At 68.5% G+C, this 20,655-nt stretch carries 15 protein-coding genes and 1 tRNA gene; 13 read left to right on the top strand and 3 right to left on the bottom strand.

Features of this window, described 5'->3' with window-relative positions:
- Window positions 1–539: 539 nt before the first annotated feature.
- From NGR01S_RS23710 to NGR01S_RS23690, 5 genes are all read left to right on the top strand, one after another.
- A complete protein-coding gene (locus NGR01S_RS23710) occupies window positions 540–2,204 on the top strand; it encodes a DUF4407 domain-containing protein (RefSeq protein ID WP_084481643.1) in 1,665 nt (554 codons plus the stop codon).
- Window positions 2,205–2,325: 121 nt separating this feature from the next.
- Window positions 2,326–3,234: a hypothetical protein gene (locus NGR01S_RS23705; RefSeq protein WP_084481642.1), complete on the top strand. Its 909-nt coding sequence runs from the start codon at window positions 2,326–2,328 to the stop codon at window positions 3,232–3,234.
- Complete coding sequence (locus NGR01S_RS23700; RefSeq protein ID WP_063040455.1) at window positions 3,231–4,256, top strand: DUF4129 domain-containing protein; 1,026 nt, start codon at window positions 3,231–3,233, stop codon at window positions 4,254–4,256. The genes NGR01S_RS23705 and NGR01S_RS23700 overlap by 4 nt, the downstream gene beginning before the upstream one ends.
- Entirely contained in the window at window positions 4,253–5,257 is a 1,005-nt protein-coding gene (locus NGR01S_RS23695; protein ID WP_063040453.1) for an AAA family ATPase, read from the top strand. The genes NGR01S_RS23700 and NGR01S_RS23695 overlap by 4 nt, the downstream gene beginning before the upstream one ends.
- A gap of 3 nt (window positions 5,258–5,260) precedes the next feature.
- A complete protein-coding gene (locus tag NGR01S_RS23690; RefSeq protein ID WP_063040451.1) occupies window positions 5,261–6,553 on the top strand; it encodes a DUF58 domain-containing protein in 1,293 nt (430 codons plus the stop codon).
- 28 nt (window positions 6,554–6,581) lie between these two features.
- Here the strand turns inward: NGR01S_RS23690 and NGR01S_RS23685 are convergent, their stop codons facing one another.
- Window positions 6,582–7,379: an RDD family protein gene (locus NGR01S_RS23685; protein ID WP_063040479.1), complete on the bottom strand. Its 798-nt coding sequence runs from the start codon at window positions 7,377–7,379 to the stop codon at window positions 6,582–6,584.
- Window positions 7,380–7,551: 172 nt separating this feature from the next.
- Here NGR01S_RS23685 and NGR01S_RS23680 point away from each other — a divergent pair, with 172 nt between their 5' ends.
- On the top strand, window positions 7,552–8,541 hold the full coding sequence (locus NGR01S_RS23680) for a stage II sporulation protein M (protein ID WP_063040450.1): 990 nt from the start codon (window positions 7,552–7,554) through the stop codon (window positions 8,539–8,541).
- An 835-nt stretch (window positions 8,542–9,376) separates the two neighbouring features.
- On the opposite strand, the gene NGR01S_RS23675 is transcribed toward NGR01S_RS23680, so the two are convergent.
- Together NGR01S_RS23675 and NGR01S_RS23670 are read right to left on the bottom strand one after the other, a co-directional pair.
- Entirely contained in the window at window positions 9,377–10,144 is a 768-nt protein-coding gene (locus tag NGR01S_RS23675; protein ID WP_063040449.1) for an SDR family NAD(P)-dependent oxidoreductase, read from the bottom strand.
- 218 nt (window positions 10,145–10,362) lie between these two features.
- Window positions 10,363–10,445: transfer RNA gene (locus NGR01S_RS23670), tRNA-Leu, on the bottom strand.
- Between the two features lie 249 nt (window positions 10,446–10,694).
- Here NGR01S_RS23670 and NGR01S_RS23665 point away from each other — a divergent pair.
- The 7 genes from NGR01S_RS23665 (at window position 10,695) to pknB (ending at window position 20,619) form a co-directional block, all read left to right on the top strand.
- Window positions 10,695–12,071: an FHA domain-containing protein gene (locus NGR01S_RS23665; protein ID WP_063040444.1), complete on the top strand. Its 1,377-nt coding sequence runs from the start codon at window positions 10,695–10,697 to the stop codon at window positions 12,069–12,071.
- A gap of 202 nt (window positions 12,072–12,273) precedes the next feature.
- Window positions 12,274–12,741: an FHA domain-containing protein FhaB/FipA gene (locus NGR01S_RS23660; RefSeq protein WP_030524421.1), complete on the top strand. Its 468-nt coding sequence runs from the start codon at window positions 12,274–12,276 to the stop codon at window positions 12,739–12,741.
- Window positions 12,738–14,240, top strand: coding sequence for a PP2C family protein-serine/threonine phosphatase (locus NGR01S_RS23655; RefSeq protein ID WP_063040443.1), 1,503 nt, complete (start codon window positions 12,738–12,740; stop codon window positions 14,238–14,240). The genes NGR01S_RS23660 and NGR01S_RS23655 overlap by 4 nt, the downstream gene beginning before the upstream one ends.
- Complete coding sequence (locus tag NGR01S_RS23650; protein WP_063040442.1) at window positions 14,240–15,718, top strand: FtsW/RodA/SpoVE family cell cycle protein; 1,479 nt, start codon at window positions 14,240–14,242, stop codon at window positions 15,716–15,718. Before NGR01S_RS23655 ends, NGR01S_RS23650 begins: the two co-directional genes overlap by 1 nt.
- A complete protein-coding gene (locus NGR01S_RS23645) occupies window positions 15,715–17,181 on the top strand; it encodes a peptidoglycan D,D-transpeptidase FtsI family protein (protein WP_063040441.1) in 1,467 nt (488 codons plus the stop codon). Before NGR01S_RS23650 ends, NGR01S_RS23645 begins: the two co-directional genes overlap by 4 nt.
- Before the next feature lie 37 nt (window positions 17,182–17,218).
- Window positions 17,219–18,715 (top strand): protein kinase domain-containing protein, encoded by a 1,497-nt coding sequence (locus NGR01S_RS23640; protein WP_063040437.1) that lies wholly within the window; start codon window positions 17,219–17,221, stop codon window positions 18,713–18,715.
- Window positions 18,712–20,619, top strand: coding sequence for a Stk1 family PASTA domain-containing Ser/Thr kinase (gene pknB / locus NGR01S_RS23635; protein WP_063040425.1), 1,908 nt, complete (start codon window positions 18,712–18,714; stop codon window positions 20,617–20,619). The genes NGR01S_RS23640 and pknB overlap by 4 nt, the downstream gene beginning before the upstream one ends.
- Window positions 20,620–20,655: the final 36 nt, after the last annotated feature.

The following is a 20,655-nucleotide window of genomic DNA, read 5'->3' as shown; positions in this document are numbered from 1 at the left end:
CTTCTTCATTCGTTCCTCCACATATGCGCGTTTTCTAGTGTAAAGCAGCTTTCGGGGGTGAATCGATCCCGGGATCGACCCTCCGAACAGCGGCGATCCATCGGATCCGAGCCTTTCCCGATGCCGTGCCGCATCCACCGAACCCACGCTCACCTGCATCGAAGATGAATTCCCGACAGCAGCGAATGGCAAACCCATCGGCCTGCGGCTAACTGTTGCGCACCCCGGTGAGATGTTCGTGACAGCGTCGTGACGAGCACAGAACACGATCCGACCGTTCGGCCTGTTTTGCCCATCAGCACCCACAGCACACGATCAGCAAACCCACACACAAGTGGTTTACGACACACTTTTCCGAGCTGCTCGCGCATCGCTTCCGTTGCGCGAGCGCGGGTTTCGGCGGGCCCCGGGGGACGGCCCGGACGCGACTCGCGGAGCGGTCACCGTATGCTGCGCGACACCCTTGTGAAGATCCCCACACCCGATCGCCAAGGGTCGATGGACAGGCATGTGTCCTGTCACGCTGAGACAACGAATCGATGACAGCTGCAGAGGATATGGGCCCCATGAGCGTCACCGGCATGTTCATCCGGCTCGGCGGCGGGCAGCCCGCCGAAACCGCCGACGGATACGAGCGCACGGGCTATACCGTCACCGGAGTGGGGGTGGCGCTGTTCGCCCTCGCCGCCGGCGCGGTCACCGCCTCGGCCGTGGGCGCCGCCGGACAACCACCCGCCGCGGTCGCCGCCATCGCCCTGGTGGCCGGAGTCCTCGGGGGCCTGCTCGGCCGGGCGCTGGCCGGGGCCCAGCCCACCGCCCACCCAGATCTGCCCGCGGGAACCGTCAATGTTCCGGCGGTCGCCGCGCGGGTCGGGACCGCGCTGCTGGCCGGTGTGGTGGTGGCCGAGATGGCGCTGACCGTACTGTTCGATGGCACCGTGGACCGGATACTCGAGGAACACGCCGCGACCGCGGCCGCGTCGGCCCCCGCCGTCCGTACCGCCCGGGATGAACTGGACCGCGCCGTCGCCGACCGCACCGCGCTGGACGGGACCATCGCGGCGGCCACCGCGGATATCGACAATGCCCTGATCATCGCCCGGTGCGAGTTCAATCCCTCCCCGCAGTGCCCACAGACCAAGATCACCGGGGTACCCGGGCGGGGACCTGAGGCGCAGACCGCCAATGCGATGCTCGACGACGCCCGCACCGCGCTGAGCACCGCGCAGAACCGCGTGGCCCCGCTGGACCAGCGCGTATCCGATGCCCGCCTGGTGCTGCACGACGCACAGGTAACGGCCGCCGACGGTGACCGCGGGTTCGGGGCGCGGTGGTCGGCGGCACACGAGTACACCACCGGTGAGCTGGGCGCGCTGGGCCTGCGCGCACTGACCTGGCTGCTTTTCGCGCTGCTGGCTCTGCTGCCGCTGATCCTGCGCTGGTGGCGCGGTGAGACCGCGCAGGAGCGGCGGCGGGCCGCCGAGACCGTACGCGACCGCGCCGAACGCGCCGCCGACGCGGCCATTGCCGAGAAAGAGGCCCGGGTCCGGGCCGATACCGCCGCGGTCCGGCTCGAGCAACAGCTCACCGCGGCCGAACTGGCGGCCGCGGCCGATACCACCATCGACCGGGAACGCCAGCGCACCCGGGTTATCGCCGCGCTCGGTGGACTCGAGATCGGCGTCACCGAACGCGACCCGGCCGCCGCCGTCCCGGCAGCGGCCCGGCCCGGCGCGTTGCCGCCGGGAAGTGATGGACCGGAGCTGCCGGCCCCGCTGGGCAAAGAGATCGCGGTCCGGGCTCCGGCGGGGCTGGAACTCCCGCTCATCGGTACCGTCCCGTTCACCGATACCGCCGCCCGCTTGATCCGACCGCTGGTCCCAGGTTTCGTCAGTTCGGCCATCGACAGCGCCGTGGATACCGCGAGCCGGCCGCTGCGCACCGCCCGCCAGGTGCTCACCGAGGCCGAGGAGATCACCTTCACGCTGCGCCGGGCACGAAAGGTGAGCGTGGACAGCGATATCGACGATTCGCGCACCGCCGGTAACCGTTCGGCCGGCCGCCGCGGGGACGCCGATATCACCCTGGGCTCGGAGGCCATCGTCTCCGCCACGACCCATCTCGAGCCGGCGACCGCCACCGCGCTGCCAGCCGGCGGTGAAAGGAAATTCGCCCCGCCGCGCGAACTGCCCCCGGACAGCTGACCCCCACCCGACTCGGCCCGGTTGCTCGCCCCACGTCCGCGACCCAACGCACCGGCAGGCGTAACGCGGCCTTCGCTCCGGGCGGGCGCGGACCGCACCGGTGCCCATTAGACTCGGCCACGTGCAGCCTGCCGCTGATACGGCCGGTTCCGTCGGGGCGGGAATACACCCGGAAGGCCGAGCCCAGGTAGCGACGGTGCCGATCCGTCCGCTGAGTTTCCGGGAACTTCTCGACGCGCCGTTCGCGCTCCTGCAGGCCGATATCCGGACGCTGGCGGGAGGTGCTGCCGTACTGCTGGTGTCCGGGGAACTCGTGGTGGCCGGGTCGATCGGGCTGATCTCGCATCTGACCGACGGCTCCGATACGGGGACCGCCCTCGCCGCGCTGTTCGCGACACTCGGTTGCGCCTGGGCCATCCGGCTCGTCCTGCGCGGTGTCACGGTCGGCACCGGCCTGGCCCGGGTCGGCGGGCACCCGATCGGGTTGCGCGAAAGTCTGCGTCGCACCGCGGCGAGGCTGGGCCCGCTGCTGCTCACCCAGCTCTCGTTCACCGCGATCGGGATCGCGGTGCTCGGTATCAGCGCCGCGCTCTTCCCGTTCACCTTCCTCGGTGGCCTGCTGTGGTTCGTGGTCACCTACCCCTGCTGTCTGTTCTGGCTGGCCTGGCTGCGCGCGCGTCATCTCGCGGCCGTGCCGGTGCTGTTCGCCGAGGGCGCCGGCGCCCGGGCGGCGCTGTCGCGGTCGGGCGCGCTGGTCGCGAATCTGCGGACCCGGCGGACCGGTCTCTGGATCTGCCAGCGCCTGCTCTTCACACTGCTCATGGCACCACTGCTGGGCCTCGTACTGTTCGTCGGTGATATCTCGGGCACCCACCGGTGGGCGTTCCTGGTACTGGTCACCGTCGCCGGGCTGCTGGTGGCGGCCTTCACCGAGATCGTGGAGTCCAGCGGCCGAGTGGTCGGTTACCTGGATCTCCGGTGCCGGCGGGAGGGCGCCGATATCCGGATCCCCGACAGGGGTGGCCGGTGACCGATCCGTCCCGGGCCGTTCCGGAGCAGCCCCGGCTGGACGCCGCCGCGGTCCATTCGGCCGCAGCCGAACACGCGGCCGCCCGCGGTGACTTCGATACCGCCCTACGTGAACGTTTCCGGGCGGTGCTGCGCGGGCTGGAACAGCGCGGACTGCTCGAGGTGCGCCGATCGCGCACCGCCCATGAAACCTCGCACGAAGCGGCGGTGAAGCTGCCCGCCGGGGACTCCGGTGGATTCGCCTCCGCCGCGAAGTCGTTCGACGAGGTCGTCTACGGCGGCCGCCGGGCGGATGAAGAGGAGTACCGCCGCCTGACCCGGGTCGACCGGTTCTCCGCGGCGGCGCCGCCCCCCGCGGCCGAACCGTTCGATATCGAACCGGCCCGCCGCGGGTCGCGGTGGCGGCCGGGCTCCGTGCGGTGGCCCACGATATTGCGCGCCCCCCGGTTCTGGGCCTGGGCCGCAGCGCTGGTCGTGCTCCTGCTGGTGCTGTACGCGGTCCTGCAGGGCTGCTCCGGACCCAGCGCGCCGCGGCTCCCGGACGCGCCACCACCCCCGGCGAACCCGCCGAGCGACGGCTACGACCCGGACCTACCCCGACCGACCGGCGACGACTCCTTCTTCGAGCGCACCCCCGACTGGCTGGCCTTCGGCGGGCTGCAATTCCTGATCGCCGCCGCCCTGCTGGTGTGGTGGCGGGCGCGGCGCCGGGGCACGGTGGTCGGTGAACCGCGGCCGGTGGAGGTCGCGGCGGATGAACTGCTGGCCGGACAGGCGGGGCTCTACCGCCGCTCCGGTGATCACGCGCATATCGCGGGTGTGTTGCGCGCCGCGACCGTGCGCAGGGTGCGCCGCGCGCTCGGCGCCGGGCCATCCCCGGAGGAATTGACGGCGGCGGTCGCCGCGCGGATCGGCGCCGACCCGGCCATTGTCGGGTCGGCCCTCTACGGGCCGGTGCCGGACGCGCCGACCTTGCAATTCGTTGCCGCGCAACTCGAATGGATCGAAGCGGAGGTCGGATGACCAGCATTGACACCGGTAAGGCCGGCGCGGGCGCAGCCGCGGCCCCCACTCCCGCCGAGGCGGCCGCCGCCTTCGCGGCACTACGCACCGAGATCGGCAAGGCGGTGGTGGGTAACGACAACGCCGTCATGTACCTGGTGCTGGCGCTGCTGTGCCGCGGCCACGTACTGCTGGAAGGGGTCCCCGGGGTGGCGAAGACCCTGCTGGTCCGGGCCCTGGCCACCGCCCTCGACCTACGGCACGCCCGGGTCCAGTTCACCCCTGACCTGATGCCGGCCGATGTCACCGGATCACAGATCTACGATCCGCATTCGGCCGAGTTCACCTTCCGTGACGGTCCGGTGTTCACCAACCTGCTCCTGGCCGACGAGATCAACCGCACCCCACCGAAAACCCAGTCGGCACTGCTGGAATCCATGGAGGAGCGTCAGGTCTCGGTCGATGGCTCGCCCCGGCCGCTGCCCGACCCCTTCGTCGTGGTCGCCACCCAGAATCCCATCGAGCAGGAGGGGACCTATCCGCTGCCCGAGGCCCAATTGGACCGGTTCCTGTTCAAGGTCGATATCCATCTCCCCGACCGGGACGACGAGTTCCGCGTATTGCAGCGCCACGCCGACGGATTCGACCCCCGCGACCTCACCGCGGCCGGGTTGCGGCCGGTGGCCGGACCGGCGCATATCGCCGCCGCCCGCGCCGCGATCGCCGAAGTCACGGTCCGGCCGGAGGTTCTCGCCTATATTGTCGATCTGTGCCGCGCCACCCGGGCCGCGGCGGCGGTGCAGCACGGCGCGTCCACTCGCGGCGCCACCGCGCTCATGTCCGCGGCCCGGGCGCTGGCCTGGCTGAACGGACGCGGTTTTGTCACGCCCGACGATGTGAAAACCGTTGCCGTGGCGGCCCTGCGGCACCGGCTGCAACTACGTCCCGAAGCCGAACTCGACGGGGTGACCGGTGAACAGGTGATGGCCGCGCTGCTGCTGTCGATCCCGGTCCCGGTGTAGGCCGTGGTCGTCACCGGCCGGCTGGTCGTCGTCGCGGCCGCCGCGGCACCGGCGGTCATGCTGCTCGCTCCGTCCTGGACCGCCGTCCTGGTCGCCGGTGCGCTGATTTTCGCGCTCGCCGTGACCGACCGTCTGCTGGCCGCGCGGAGCGCGGAGGTGATGCTGGAACGGCCCGAGTTGACGGTGCTGCGCCTGGGCGCGCACACCGAGGTCGAGCTGACGTTGACCAATACCGGAGCCCGGACCGTGCGGGGCCTGCTGTGGGACGACTGGCCCGACAGTGCCCACGCCACCGAACGCGAACACCGGATCACCGTCCCCGCGTCCGGCCGGATCCGCCTGCGCACGACGCTCACTCCCACCCACCGCGGCGATCGCGCCGCCGGACCGGTGACCCTGCGCCTGTGGGGGCCGTTGGGTCTGGCCGGGCATCAATTCCACCGCGATGTCCCGGCCCGGGTCCGGGCCCTGCCGCCGTTCCGCAGCGAACGGCTCCTCGCCGCCAAGGTGAAACGGCTGCACCATCTGGAAGGCCGCAATCCGGCCGATATACGCGGCCAGGGCACCGAGTTCGACTCCTTCCGTGAATACGTACCGGGCGACGATGTCCGCACCATCGACTGGCGGGCCACCGCACGAGCCGACGATGTGCTGGTCCGTACCTGGCGTCCGGAACGCAACCGGAAGGTGCTCATGCTCTTGGATACCGGCCGGATCAGCGCGGGGCGGGTAGGGGCGGGCACCCGCCTGGAGACGGCGATCGAGGCGGCCCTGCTGCTGGGCGGCCTGGCCGCGGCCGGCGGCGATATGGTGGGCCTGCTGGCCTACGACCGGGTGGTGCGCGCCGAGGTACCGGCCGGCGGCCGCGGCATCCAACCCAAACTCATGCACGCCTTGGCCGGTGTCACCCCCGCGCTGGTCGACACCGACGCCGACGGGTTGATCCGAGCCGCTGTCCAGCGGGCCCGGCGGCGCAGCCTGGTCGTGTGGTTCACCGGCCTGGACGGCGCGGCGGTCACCGAGAACCTGCTTCCGGTGCTCCCCGTCCTGGCCGAACGGCATCGGGTACTGATCGTGTCGGTCACCGATCCCGATATCGCCGCCGCGGCGGCCGACCGCGGCAGCCCGGCCGCGCTGTACCGGGCAGCCGCGGCCGAATCGCGGATCGCCGAGCACGCGCTATTGCAGGAATCGCTGCGCCGGATGGGGATCGCCGTGGTCGCCGCGGCCGGGGCCGATCTGCCCGCGGCCCTGGCCGACGAGTACCTGGAGCTCAAACGATCCGGGGCTCTGTGACTCGGTAGCCCACCGGACCCGCCGGGCCTCAAGGAATGGGCGCGAACGACACCGGCGGCACGGCGAACGCCGGGGGTGGTGGCACCGGTAGCGCGCGACGCTGACGTTCGGCGATCACGCTGCCGAGAATCTGCACCGGCGGGTACCCGGCCGGCGGCGCGACCCGCAGCCGGGTGCACACGGCGTGGACGAGCGCCTGTCCGAGTTCGTACTGCGCCGCCGGGGTCAGCGAGTCGAGCCGGGTCAGGTACTGCCGCACGGCCAGGGCCAGATCCTCGGGCAGCGCCGCGAGATCCAATTCGGCCGACCAACCGCTCAGCCAGACCGGTGGCACGGCCAGCGCGGGCACCGACAGTCGCTGCCGCATATGCACCACCACGGTGCCCGCCAGCACATCACCCACCCGGCGTGCGTGCGGCGAGCACATCGAGCTCGCCACGGCGATGACACCGAAGAGCCCGAGCATCCAGAAATCCACGATCGCGCCGGTGAGGCCCCGGGTGAGGGCGTGCCGGAAATCGATCGGGCCACCGTCGGCGCGCACCACCCGCAGCCCCAGCGCCAATTTCCCTGGGGTGGCACCACGCAACAGTGTCTCGAACGCGACCGGATACCCGACGAGCACCGTGACCAACGAAACCAGCGTCAAGGTGCTGAACCACGGGTCGGCGTCGTCACCGCGGACGAGCAGCAGGACACCGGTGAACAACACGGTTCCGAGCACGGCCTGCACGATCAGGTCGAGCACGAAGGCCGCCGCGCGGGTCGGGACGCGGGCAACCGGTAGTTCGATCGCCACCGCTTCGCCCGTCGTGAATTCGGCCATATCGCATAGCATTCTTTCACGGCGGCCGGTTTCCGGCCCCGCGTCGATGACACGGGGGTACAGCCGTCGCCATCGGTTCGCCGAGTGCGGGCCGCCCTGCCGTTGTGCGCGGTCCGCGGCGGGTGCCGCCCTGGGTACGACGGCGGTACAGGCGGGAGCGGGAGGCGAGCCTATGGATGTGGACGCATACAGCGCGAGGAACCGGCACCTGTGGGCCCGGCTGGACACGCTGTCGCGCAAACGCTCCCTCACCGGGCCGGAAACCGACGAACTGGTGCTGCTGTACCGCCGCACCTCGCAGCAGCTGGCCCGGTTGCAGACGCACAGTCCCGAACCGGAACTGGTGGCCGGGCTCAGCGCGGTGATCGCCCGGGCCCGCGGCCGGATCGTCGGCAGCGCGCCGAACCCCTGGACCGAGATCGTCCGGTTCTTCACCCACGGATTCCCCGGCGCGGTATATCGGGCGCTGGGCTGGTGGCTCACGGTCGCCGTGGTCTTCCTGAGTGTGTCGGCGGGGTTCGCCGCCTGGATCGCGCACGATCCGTCATCCCGGAAGAGGCTGGGCCTGCAGGGCGATACGGGTGCGCTGACCGCTCCGGGTGGCGCCTTCGAGACCTATTACACCGAGCATTCCAACGATGCGTTCGCCGCATTGGTCTGGACCAACAATGCGTGGGTATCCGCACTGGCCCTCTTTCTGGGCGTACTCATCGTGCCCGTGCTCTATCTACTGTTCATGAATGCCCTGAATATCGGCATTACGGCAGGGTTGATGGCCGAGGCCGGCCGGCTGGACTCGTTCTTCGGATTCCTGCTGCCGCACGGGATGCTGGAGCTGACAGCCATTTTCATCGCGGGCGGAGCAGGCCTGAAACTCGGCTGGACGCTGATCGATCCGGGCCGCCTGAGCCGGGCCGAAGCAGTCGCCCGGCAGGGCCGCGTCACTGCCGCCATCGCGCTCGGCTTGGTACCGACCTTGCTGGTAGCGGGACTTCTGGAGGGATTCGTGACGCCGAGCGGCTTACCCACGCCGGCCCGGATCGCCATCGGATTCGCCGCCGAGACGGCCTTTCTCGCCTACATCGTTCTCGCCGGCAGCCGAGCCGCACGGGTTGCCGAGTCGACGACGGCAGAAGTAGCGGCAGCGCAACTTTCGCGGTAACGGGCAGACAACGTCGAGCACACAGCGATCGGCCACGTATTGTGAGGTCGCAGCAACGCGAACCGGATGACCTGCGTAGATTTCCCCGATTGAATTCCGCTGGCCGCAGCGAGTCGCCGCTCTAGCTGCGGCCAGCGTTACCGTTGACTCTACACAATCGTTATCCCTACGCAACCCATTGCGGCTGAGGTCACAGGTACGCATCGCAGTTCGGCAAACATCCAGAAACCCTCGACTTCTCTCGTGTGCAGCTAACTTCCAGCAGGCGCTACCGGACTTACAGCGGTGCTTTCATTTGCAAGTACATTTGGTTACTACTGGTCACGGACATATCCGTAACCATGGTTACGCCCAATCCGAAACGGGTTCGCCGCGCAGTGCACCCGAACCGCCGTTAACTCGGCCTTTCCGGTGCCGAACTGCGCGTTCGCGCGCCGTTAACACGGTTGCCGAACAGGCGATACGGACGAAAAATACCCAGAGTTTGTTTAGCGCGGACAAACCTGCCGCATCCCCCGTACGGGGCCCCGGTAAACACCTCGCGGTAGTTAACCAAAGCGGTTCCGAGACGTGAACTGGGTCACCGAAGCCACCTACTGAGGCAACCCTCAGCAGCGCCGCCGCAATCAAAAAGTTCTTGTGTGATCTCGGTCTCATTCAGGCATACCAAGAGTACGGCGCGACGTTTGCGCCCGCTCCGGCGACCGTTATCGTCCGCTGTGGCGCGCCCGGACGACCGGCCGGGAGAGCCACGCCGGGGCCCGGTGAAAAAGAAAGGCCGCAGCGGCGATCGCGACTCGCGCGAGCACCGTTGCGGCCCAGGAACCTTGTGAGATCACATGAGCGCGCCGCCGTCGACCCTGATCTCGGTACCGGTGATGTAGCGGCCTTCATCGGACCCGACCATCGCCACGACGCCGGCGATATCCTCCGGGGTACCCAGCGCACCGCCGTTGAGCCAACCGGTCAGCCGGGCGAACAGGGTCCAGTCCGCATCCTCCGGCTGTTCGGTGATGGATTCGGTGGTGATCCCGCTCGTGATTCCCGCCGGGACGATATTGACCGCCCGCAGTCCCTGTTTCGCGTACTCCAGGCCGATCGCGTGGGTGAAGGAGGCCACGCCGCCCTTGGAGGCTGCATAGGCGGCGAGATAGGGGGCCGCTTGGAAGGCCGATGTCGATGACATATTGATCACCACACCCCGGCCGGATTCGAGCAGGGGCGGCAGCAGCGCCTGGGTCACCAGGAATGTGCCCGTGAGATTGACGGTGATGACCCGGTTCCACTCGTCGAGTGGCATCTCGTGCGTACGGGCCGGCTTCAGAATGCCCGCACAGTTGACGAGCACGTCCAATCCGCCCAGGGTTTCCAGCGCCGTCTCGGCGGCCGCGCGCACCGACTCGATATCCGCGATATTCACCACCACGGTGCTCAGCCGGTCGGCCACATCCCCGGCCTTCTCCACCGTGGCCGCCAGACCGGGCTCGTTGATATCGGCGGCGACGAGTCGGGCTCCTTCCTCCAGCAGTCGCAGGGCCACACCCTGGCCGATCCCCGATCCCGCACCTGTCACCAGTACTCGACGGCCTTCATATCTCCGCATGGCATGAATTAGAACAGGTTCGCATCGGGAGTCAACGGGTTCCGCGGATTTTCTGTCAGATTACTGGAACACGTTCTAGGCGATCGTACGAGCCGCGACGGAACAACCATGACCAACAACACACACCGATTTCGCGACCATGATGCCGGAGCAATACGCGCCCCGGTGGCAGAAAAAGAAGAAGCCGTGGACCCGAAGGGTCCACGGCCTCTTCTCGGTGGGCGAAGGGGGACTTGAACCCCCACGTCCCGAAGGACACTGGCACCTGAAGCCAGCGCGTCTGCCATTCCGCCACTCGCCCGAGCGACGGTCAGACACTAGCACGGGGATGTCAGGGAGACGAAATCGCGTGGTCACGGCCTTTTCGAACCCGCCGCTGACCAGAACTCGGAGCAGGAAGTGCGCCGAGAAGGGAACTCCGGCACGGTTCCGGTAGTTACAGGTACAGCGGAACGTGGATATCATGCAGAGAACGTGCTCGTAGAACGACACGCCGTATTCGTGTGTCGTCGTAAAGAATGAGGAGAGACTCACCGAAGGGAGGGCCCGAATGGGGATCGTCTCGCGTTTCGAGCGTCGCCTACAGGGCGCCGTCGGTGACGTCTTCGCCAGAGTCTTCGGCGGGAACGTTGTTCCCCAGGAGGTCGAGGCAGCGCTGCAGCGTGAGGCCGCCGACAACGTCCGAGATGTCGGCGGCGGGCATCTGCTCGCACCCAACAGTTACGTGATCACCATCAACTCGTCGGACCACCGGCAGTTCGACGCCGATCACGACCTCACAACGCGTGCTTTCGCCAAACATCTGCAGGATTACATCCGTGAGCAAGGCTGGCAGACCTATGGCGAAGTACACGTGGCGTTCGAGGCATCCCCTACGCTGCACACCGGAATGTTCAGGACGAGCGGTCGCGTCGACCCCGACGCCGGCCGTGGAGCCGCCCCGGCTCACCGCCCCGAACCGCTACAACGACCCGCTAACCCGCAACCAGGAGCTGGCCCCATGACGCAGAACTCTGGCTACGACCCGAGCCGTGAGCACGCGGAGTCCGATCCACGTAATCGCGGGTACGCTCCCGGACCCGCGGGACGCGGGCCGCAGAACGGCGCGTACCCCGAGGACTACGGTCCCGGCGCGCCCTACAACGGCGGCCCGGATTACCAGAACGGCTACGACTACCAGCAGGGTGGCGCCGCCTATGACCAGCAGGCCTACGGCGCCCAGCAGGGCGGTTACGACCAGGGCTACGGTCAGCAGGGCTACGCCCAACCCGGCTACGACCAGGGTTACGACCAGCAGGGCTACGGCCAGCAGCCCGGCTACGACCAGGGCGGTTATCAGGGCCAGCCCGGCTACGACCAGGGTTACCAGGGCCAGCAGGGTTACGAGCAGGGCTACGACCAGCAGGGCTACGCCCAGCAGGGGGGATACGACCAGCAGGGGGGATACGACCAGCAGGGCTACGCCCAACCCGGGTACGACCAGGGTTACGACCAGCAGGGCTACGCCCAGCAGCCCGGCTACGACCAGGGTTACGACCAGCAGGCCTACGGCCAGCAGCAGGGCCAGGGCTATCCCCCGCAGGCCCAGCAGGGCGGTTACGGGGCACCGGGCGGATACGCAGCACCGGCGGCGGGGCCCGGCTTCTCGGCGACCCTCGCGCTCGACGACGGCAGCGGCCGCACCTACCAGCTCCGGGAAGGCAGCAACATCATCGGCCGCGGGCAGGACGCGCACTTCCGTCTCCCCGACACCGGTGTGTCCCGACGCCATATCGAGGTCCGCTGGGACGGCCAGACCGCAATGCTGTCCGACCTCGGTTCCACCAACGGCACCCTGGTGAACGGGTCTCCCGTCCAGGACTGGCAACTCGCCGACGGCGATGTCATCCGTGCCGGGCACTCCGAGATCCTCATCCGTATTGTCTGATGCCGTAGGCTCGCCGTGCGGATCATGAGGCAGCTCTCGCATAATGGGGCGGCCTAATCGTGATCGGTATCGTCCGACGGCCCTATGATGTGCCAACACACGCGCGGCACCGCACAGCGGTCCGCCGGGACGAGCATCGCCGTGGGGTGGGTCGCACCACGCCTACAGCGCCGACACACGGTCGAACAGGAGGTGGAGCGCCGTGCAGGGATTGATCTTGCAGTTGACCCGAGCCGGGTTCCTCCTGCTGCTGTGGCTGTTCGTCTGGGCAATCCTGCGTACCCTCCGCAGTGATATCTACGCGGCCTCCGGCAAACGACTGCAGACCCGGGGACCGCGTGGTTCCGCGGTGCTGCCGTCCATGCGCCGAGGCCAGAAGGGCGCCAAATATCTTGTGGTGACTCAAGGTTCTCTCGCCGGTACCCGCATAACGCTCGGTACCCAACCGGTGCTGATCGGCCGTGCGGACGATTCCACGCTGGTGCTCACCGATGATTACGCCTCTACCCGACATGCCCGGCTGTCCCTACGCGGTGACGACTGGTACGTCGAAGACCTCGGCTCGACCAACGGTACCTACCTGGATCGTGCCAAAGTCACCACCGCAGTCCGCGTTCCGCTCGGCACTCCTGTCCGGGTCGGCAAGACAGTGATCGAGCTCCGATCGTGACACTTGTTCTCCGCTACGCAGCGCGCAGCGACCGCGGCCTGGTCCGCGCCAACAACGAAGATTCCGTCTACGCCGGCGCCCGGCTGCTGGCCCTTGCCGACGGCATGGGTGGCCACGCGGCCGGTGAGGTGGCGTCGCAACTGATGATCGCCGCCCTGGCGCATCTGGACGACGACGAACCCGGCGAGGATCTACTCGGCAAATTGAACCGGGCCACCCACGCCGGTAATGCCGCCATCGCCGAACAGGTCGAGGAAGAACCCGAACTCGACGGCATGGGCACCACGCTCACCGCCATCCTGTTCGCCGGCAAGAAACTCGGCATGGTCCATATCGGCGATTCGCGCGCCTATATGTTGCGCGACAGCGAACTGGCCCAGATCACCCGCGACGACACCTTCGTCCAGTCGCTGGTGGACGAGGGCAGGATCACCGCGGAACAGGCTCATACCCATCCGCAGCGCTCGCTGATCATGCGCGCGCTCACCGGTAACGAGATCGAGCCGACCCTGGTGATGCGCGAGGCCCGGGCCGGGGACCGCTATCTGCTCTGCTCGGACGGCCTGTCCGATGTGGTGAGCGACGAGACCATCGCCAACACCATGCGCGAGGGCAGTACCGACGAATGCGCCGACCGGCTCATCGAGCTCGCGCTGCGCAGCGGCGGACCGGACAATGTGACCGTCGTCGTCGCCGATGTCATCGACCTCGACTACGGTCAGAGTCATCCGATCGTGGCCGGGGCCGCGTCCGGCGAAGCCGACGACAACCCGCCGCCGAACACCGCGGCCGGGCGGGCCGCAGCGATGCGCCCACCGGCCGCCGCGCCGCGCCGGGCCGCCGGCGAGCCCGAACCGCAGCCGAAGAAATCCCACAAACTGCGCTGGCTGCTGCTGGCGGTCGCCCTCGTGCTCGCGGTGGTGGTCGGGCTGGTCGTCGGCTACAAGATGATCCGGACGAACTACTACGTCGGGGCGGACAACGACGGTGTCGTGGTCATGCAGGGGCTGCCCGGGTCGATCCTGGGCTACTCGATCAACGAGGTGAACCTGGTCGGTTGCGTCACCGTCAAGGGCGAGCTCGGCCTCGTCGAGAGCGGCGCTCCCCTGCCGCAGGGCTGCCGAGTGCTGAAGGTCGGCGATCTGGAACAGACCGGCCGCGACCAGGTCGAGCGCGGGCTGCCGCCCGGCACCCTGGACAAGGCCCGTGCACAGATGGCCGTGCTGGCCGATCGTGAACTGCTGCCGGTGTGCAAGAAGAACGCCTCCGCCGCGCAGCCGGGCGTGGTCACCACCACTCCCGCCCCTGCCCCCGCTCCGGCGCCGCCCGCGCCGACGCCCACCGAAGCGGCTCCCCCGGCCCCGGCCGGCCAGCCGCCCGCGCCCGGCGTAAATGGCGAGAATCCCGCGCCGCCCGCGCCGCCGACCACCACCGTCCCGGCTCCGACGACCACCGCCCAGCCCCAGATCGCCGGGGAGAACTGCCGGGTGACGGACTGATGTCCGCACCGGCACCACCGTCCGCCGGGGCTTTTCCGAGTCCCCCGGGCGGTTTCGCTCCGGCGCCGTCGCCGACGACCCGGCGCAATACCGAGCTCATGCTGCTCGGATTCGCGGCGCTGATCACCACCGCCGCACTGGCACTGGTGGAAGCGAGCCAGGAAGAATCGCTGACCTGGGATATCGCCAAGCTCGGTCTCGCCTATCTCGGCCTCTTCGCCGTCGCGCACCTCGCGGTGCGCCGTTTCGCGCCCTACACCGATCCGCTGTTGCTCCCGATCGTCGCGCTGCTCAACGGTATCGGCCTGGTGCTGATCCACCGGCTCGATCTGGCCGATCAGCAGACCGCCGCCTACAACTCGTGGGAGATCCCCTCCCCCGACGCGAACCAGCAGATCCTGTGGACCGCGCTGGGCATCATCTTGTTCGTCACGATCCTGCTGGTGCTGCGCGACTACCGCACGCTGGCCAAATACGCCTACACCCTCGGACTCGTCGGATTAGTGGCACTGGCGATCCCGGCGATCCTGCCCAGTTCGCTGTCCGAGGTCAACGGCGCCAAGATCTGGATCCGGCTGCCGGGTCTCAGCCTGCAGCCCGGCGAATTCGCGAAGATCCTGTTGATCATCTTCTTCGCCTCGGTGCTGGTCTCGAAGCGTGAGCTGTTCACCGCGGCCGGGCGGCACTTCCTCGGCATGGAATTCCCGCGGGCCCGCGATATGGGCCCGATCCTGGCCGTGTGGATCGTGTGCATCGGTGTCCTGGTACTCGAGAAGGACCTCGGCACCTCGCTGCTGATCTTCAGCACGGTGCTGGTGATGCTCTACATCGCCACCGAACGGGTGGGCTGGCTGCTCATCGGTGGCGGTCTGCTCGCTCTCGGGTTCGTGTTCGCCTACCAGATGTTCGGGCACGTCCGGGTGCGCGTGGCGACCTGGCTGCATCCGTTCGACGACTACAACAACACCGGCTACCAGATCGTGCAGTCGCTGTTCGGCCTGGCCACCGGTGGTCTGGCGGGTACCGGCCTGGGTGCCGGGCGGCCGTCGCAGGTGCCGTTCGCCAAAACAGACTTCATCGTGACGACCATCGGTGAGGAACTCGGTCTCATCGGCCTGACCTCGATCCTGATCCTGTTCCTGGTGCTGGTGCTGCGCGGTATGCGCACCGCGCTGGCGATCCGGGACAGTTTCGGCAAACTACTCGCGGCCGGGCTCTCGTTCACCATCGCCATCCAGGTCTTCGTGGTGGTGGGCGGCGTGACCAAGCTGATCCCGCTGACCGGTCTCACCACGCCGTTCGTCTCCTACGGCGGTTCCTCGCTGCTGGCGAACTATGTGCTGATCGCCCTGCTCATCAAGATTTCCGACGCGGCTCGCGAACCCGCGCCGGCCCGCCGCCGCGAACCGGCCCCCGCGCCGCTGGCGGAAGCGCAGACAGTGATGGTGTCACGACGGCAAGGGGGGCTGCAGCGTTGAACACACCATTACGCCGCGTCGCCATGGCGGTCATGGTGATGATCGTCGCCCTGCTGCTCAACGCGACCTACGTCCAGGTCATCAAAGCCGACGATTACCGCGCCGACCCCCGTAACTCGCGGGTGCTGCTCGACGAGTACTCCCGCCAGCGCGGCCAGATCTCGGCCGGTGGCGCCGTGCTGGCCAGTTCGGTGGCCACCGACGACCGCTACAAGTATCTGCGCGTCTACCCCACCGATCCGCAGGCCTATGCCCCGGTCACCGGTTTCTACTCCATGCAGTACGGCAGCACCGGGCTGGAACGGGCCGAGGATCCGGTGCTCAACGGTTCGGACGCCCAGCTCTTCGGCAGCCGGCTGATCGACCTGATCTCCGGTCGTGACCCCCGCGGCGGCAATGTCGTCACCACCATCGACCCGATGATGCAGCAGGTCGCCTACAACGAGCTCACCAGCAAGGGTTACACCGGCTCGGTGGTGGCGATCGAACCCAGCACCGGCAAGATCCTCACCATGGTGTCCACTCCGAGCTACGACCCGAACCTGCTGTCCGGGCACGACGGCGCCCAGGGCACCCAGGCCTGGGAGGATCTCAGCGCCGACGAGAAGCAGCCGATGCTCAACCGGGCGATCTCGCAGACCTACCCTCCCGGTTCCACCTTCAAGGTGGTCGTCACGGCGGCCGCGCTGTCCAACGGGAAGGCGAATCCGCAGTCCCAGTTCACCGCGGCGCCCAATATCACCCTGCCGGGCACGAACACGACCCTGGAGAACTACAACGGCTCGACCTGCGGATCCGGTGCCACCGCCACCCTCTACGAGGCGTTCCGGCGGTCGTGCAACACCGCGTTCGTGGAACTCGGCGTCGATGTCGGGGCGGCCGCCCTGGAAGACGAGGCCGCCGCCTTCGGTATCGGACCGCATCGCGGGATCCCGATGCCGGTCGCCGAGAGCACCGTGGGCAATATCCCGGACAATGCCGCGCTCGGGCAGAGCAGTATCGGCCAGCGTGATGTCGCGCTCACCCCGCTCGACAACGCCGTGATCGCCGCTACCGTGGCCAACGGCGGTGTCCGGATGGAGCCCTACCTGGTCGACCAGTTGCAGAACCCGGACCTGAGCGAGCTTTCCACAACCGAGCCGGTCTCGGTCGGCCAGGCCGTGAGCGCCGATGTAGCGTCTACGCTGACCGAGCTGATGGTCGCCTCGGAGGAGAACACCGCGGGCAGCGGCGGAACGTCCTACCGGATCGCGTCGAAGACCGGTACGGCCGAGCACGGCGCCGATCCACGGAACACTCCGCCGCATGCCTGGTACATAGCTTTCGCACCCGCCGAGAACCCGAAGATCGCTATCGCGGTCATCGTGGAGAACGGCGGTGACCGGGCGCTGGCGGCAACAGGCGGGTCGGTCGCCGCGCCGGTCGCCCGGGCGGTGCTGGACGCAGGTCTGCGAGGTCGCTGAACGAGATGGATGTGCGAGTGAATCTGCGGGGAACCCGATGCTGACAAACGGCGCGTTGATCGCGGACCGCTACCGGCTGCAGCGGCTGATCGCCACCGGTGGGATGGGCCAGGTCTGGGAAGCCCTGGACACCCGGCTGGATCGCCGGGTCGCCGTCAAGGTCCTCAAGTCCGAGTTCTCCGCGGACCCGACCTTCCGGCACCGGTTCCGCACCGAGGCCAAGACCACCGCGCAGCTGAACCATTCCGGTATCGCCGGTATCTACGACTACGGCGAGACCTACGATCCCCAGGGCGGCGAAACCGCCTACCTGGTGATGGAACTGGTCCAGGGCGAGCCGCTCAACACCGTGTTGAACCGGCTCGGCCGGCTCTCGGTGGCCCAGGGCCTGGACCTGCTGGAGCAGACCGGCCGCGCACTCCAGGTCGCACATCTGGCCGGCGTGGTGCACCGCGATGTGAAACCGGGAAATATCCTCGTCACCCCGACCGGCCAGGTGAAGATCACCGATTTCGGTATCGCCAAGGCGGTCGATGCCTCCCCGGTCACCAAAACCGGCATGGTGATGGGCACCGCGCAGTACATCGCGCCCGAACAGGCGGTCGGTGAGGACGCCACCGCGGCCAGCGATGTGTATTCCCTCGGTGTCGTCGGATACGAGGCGCTCGCCGGGCAGCGGCCGTTCACCGGCGACGGTGCCCTCACCGTCGCGATGAAGCACGTCCGCGAAGTGCCGCCGCCGATGCCCACCGACCTGCCGCCGAATGTACGCGAACTGGTCGAGATCACGCTCGCCAAGGACCCGGCCCAGCGCTATGCCGACGGCGGTGAATTCGCCGAGGCGGTCGCCGCGGTGCGTTCGGGCCGCCGCCCGCCCCCACCCCGTAATCTCCCGGTGGCCGGGCCCACCAGCGTGATCGCTGCGCCGCAGCCGGGCTACGACGAGACCGCGACCGTCCGGTACAACACACCGCCCGCCGCCATGGCCGGGCCGGCGACCACGTACGACCGCGGCGCGCACGATCCCGGCGACGACGGCTACCGCGACGACAACCCCGGCGGCGGCATCCTCAACAAGAACCAGAAGTGGATGATCGCGCTGGGTATCGGCGCGCTGCTGCTGGGCGGTGCCGTGGTGTGGCTGCTGTTCGGCGGGGACACCAACCCGGCGGGAACTTCGCCGGGCACCTCCTCCACGGCACCCACCACCCGTCCGCTGCCGCCACCGGTCACCGCCACCTACGAGGTGACCGAGCCCCCGGTCTGGACGCCGACCGTGGAACCCACCACCACCGCGCCGCCGGCCCCGACGACCACCACGCCCCCGCAGCCCACCACCACGACGACTCAGCCGCCGACCACCACCACTTCAGCGGCTCCGAGCACCACCGAGACGACGGCGAGCGAAGAAACCACCGGCGAGGAGGAGGAGACCACCACGCGTCGCCGCCCGCCGGTGCCGTCGATCGATATCCCCTTCCCGGGGAATGTCAGCAACATCGCGCCGGACCTTAATCCGCAAGGACAGCCATGACCACCCCGAAGAATCTCTCCTCGCGCTACGAGCTGGGTGAGATCATCGGGTTCGGCGGTATGTCCGAGGTCCACAAAGCCCGCGATCTGCGGCTGAACCGGGATGTCGCGATCAAGGTGTTGCGCGCCGACCTGGCCCGGGACCCCACGTTCTATCTGCGCTTCAAACGTGAGGCGCAGAATGCCGCCGCGCTGAACCATCCGGCCATCGTGGCGGTCTACGACACCGGCGAAGCCGAGATCGACGGCGGTCCACTGCCGTTCATCGTGATGGAGTACGTGGACGGTGACACGCTGCGCGATATCGTGCGCAACGAGGGACCGCTGCCGCCCCGGCGCGCGATGGAGGTCGTCGCCGATGTGTGCGCGGCACTCGATTTCAGCCACAAGGCCGGGATCGTGCACCGCGATATGAAGCCCGCCAACATCATGATCAACCGTGCGGGTGCGGTGAAGGTGATGGATTTCGGCATCGCCCGGGCGATCGCCGACGCCGCCAACCCGATGACCGCTACCGCGGCCGTGATCGGCACGGCTCAGTATCTGTCGCCGGAGCAGGCGCGCGGCGAGACGGTGGACGCCCGGTCCGATGTCTACTCGGTCGGTTGCGTGCTGTTCGAAATCCTCACCGGACAGCCCCCGTTCACCGGTGACTCGCCGGTCGCCGTCGCCTACCAGCATGTCCGGGAGGATCCCCGGCTGCCCTCGCTCGTCTACGAGGGGGTGCCGCGGGAACTGGATTCGGTCGTGCTCGAGGCCATGGCCAAGAATCCGGCCAATCGCTATCAGAGCGCGGCGGAGATGCGCGCGGACCTCATCCGGGTACTGGGCGGCCAGAAACCCGGGGCGCCGATGGTGATGACCGACGAGGACCGCACCACCATGCTGGGCCCGGCGGAAGGCTCCGGCCGAGGCTATCGCGGCGACGAGGACGGCGACTACGACGATTACGCGCACGATTCCGGGGGCCGTTCCCGCCGGACGGCTTATATCGCGGTGGGCGTGGTCACCGCGGTGGTAGCGGCCTTCGGGCTGTTCTGGATGTTACTCGGCCCGGGTAGCAGACCCGATCAGGTCGCCGTCCCGGATCTGTCCAACACCTCCGCGAGCGAGGCCCAGAAGAAGCTCGACTCGCTCGGCTTCGATGTGGCCGTCCAGGAAAAACCCGACGGCAAGATCGGTGCCGGCAATGTGATCGCGACCCAGCCGCTGGGCGGCTCGCGCGCCGACGCGGGCAGCACCATCACCGTACAGGTGTCCACCGGCCCGCAGCAGGTGCCGGTCCCCCGGCTCACCGGCCTGTCCCAGCAGGATGCCGAACAGGAACTCAACAATGTCGGGCTCCAGGCGAACCCGGATGTGAAGCGGGAACCGTCCAGCGCGCAGGACAAGGACAAGGTGATCGGACAGGATCCCTCACCCGGTATCGAAATGGACGCGGGCAGTCCGATCACGCTGACCATCGGCACCGGCCCCAAGCAGGTCCGCGTCACCGAGGTGGTCGGCCAGCTGATCGACGTGGCCCAGCCCAACCTGGAGGGTGCCGGCTTCAAGATCGTGATCGAGCAGGTCCAGTCGGCCCGGCCGCGCGGCGAGGTCCTCTCCACCAGCCCGGCCGGCGGTTCGACGGCCGACGAGGGTTCCACGGTCACGGTCCAGGTGGCGCAGAGCGATCGGATCGCCATGCCGAACCTGGTCGGGCTCACCACCGCGGAGGTCGTGGACAAGCTGCGCGAAAGCGGCTGGCAGGGCAGCGCCAACCAGGTCCGCCAGATCACGCAGATCACGCTCAACTCCGACCAGGCCGGCAAGGTGCTCAGCCAGCAGCCCTCTGCCGGAACCACCGTGCCCTCGTCGACAACGGTGACAGTCAATACCGGCGTACTCCCACTGGGATCGCCCTGATCCGCTGCCGGGCCCGGCAGCGGATCCTCGTCTGGG

Source organism: Nocardia grenadensis NBRC 108939 (genome assembly GCF_001613445.1).
Lineage (GTDB): Bacteria > Actinomycetota > Actinomycetes > Mycobacteriales > Mycobacteriaceae > Nocardia > Nocardia grenadensis.
Note: the sequence above shows the minus strand (reverse complement) of the source record. Positions and strands in the feature narration are given on the sequence as shown.

Coding starts and splice junctions, on each gene's coding strand:
- NGR01S_RS23710 (WP_084481643.1), top strand. CDS start 540: ATGACAGCTGCAGAGGATATGGGCCCCATGAGCGTCACCGGCATGTTC.
- NGR01S_RS23695 (WP_063040453.1), top strand. CDS start 4,253: ATGACCAGCATTGACACCGGTAAGGCCGGCGCGGGCGCAGCCGCGGCC.
- NGR01S_RS23685 (WP_063040479.1), bottom strand. CDS start 7,379: ATGGCCGAATTCACGACGGGCGAAGCGGTGGCGATCGAACTACCGGTT.
- NGR01S_RS23680 (WP_063040450.1), top strand. CDS start 7,552: ATGGATGTGGACGCATACAGCGCGAGGAACCGGCACCTGTGGGCCCGG.
- NGR01S_RS23675 (WP_063040449.1), bottom strand. CDS start 10,144: ATGCGGAGATATGAAGGCCGTCGAGTACTGGTGACAGGTGCGGGATCG.
- NGR01S_RS23665 (WP_063040444.1), top strand. CDS start 10,695: ATGGGGATCGTCTCGCGTTTCGAGCGTCGCCTACAGGGCGCCGTCGGT.
- NGR01S_RS23650 (WP_063040442.1), top strand. CDS start 14,240: ATGTCCGCACCGGCACCACCGTCCGCCGGGGCTTTTCCGAGTCCCCCG.
- NGR01S_RS23640 (WP_063040437.1), top strand. CDS start 17,219: ATGCTGACAAACGGCGCGTTGATCGCGGACCGCTACCGGCTGCAGCGG.
- pknB (WP_063040425.1), top strand. CDS start 18,712: ATGACCACCCCGAAGAATCTCTCCTCGCGCTACGAGCTGGGTGAGATC.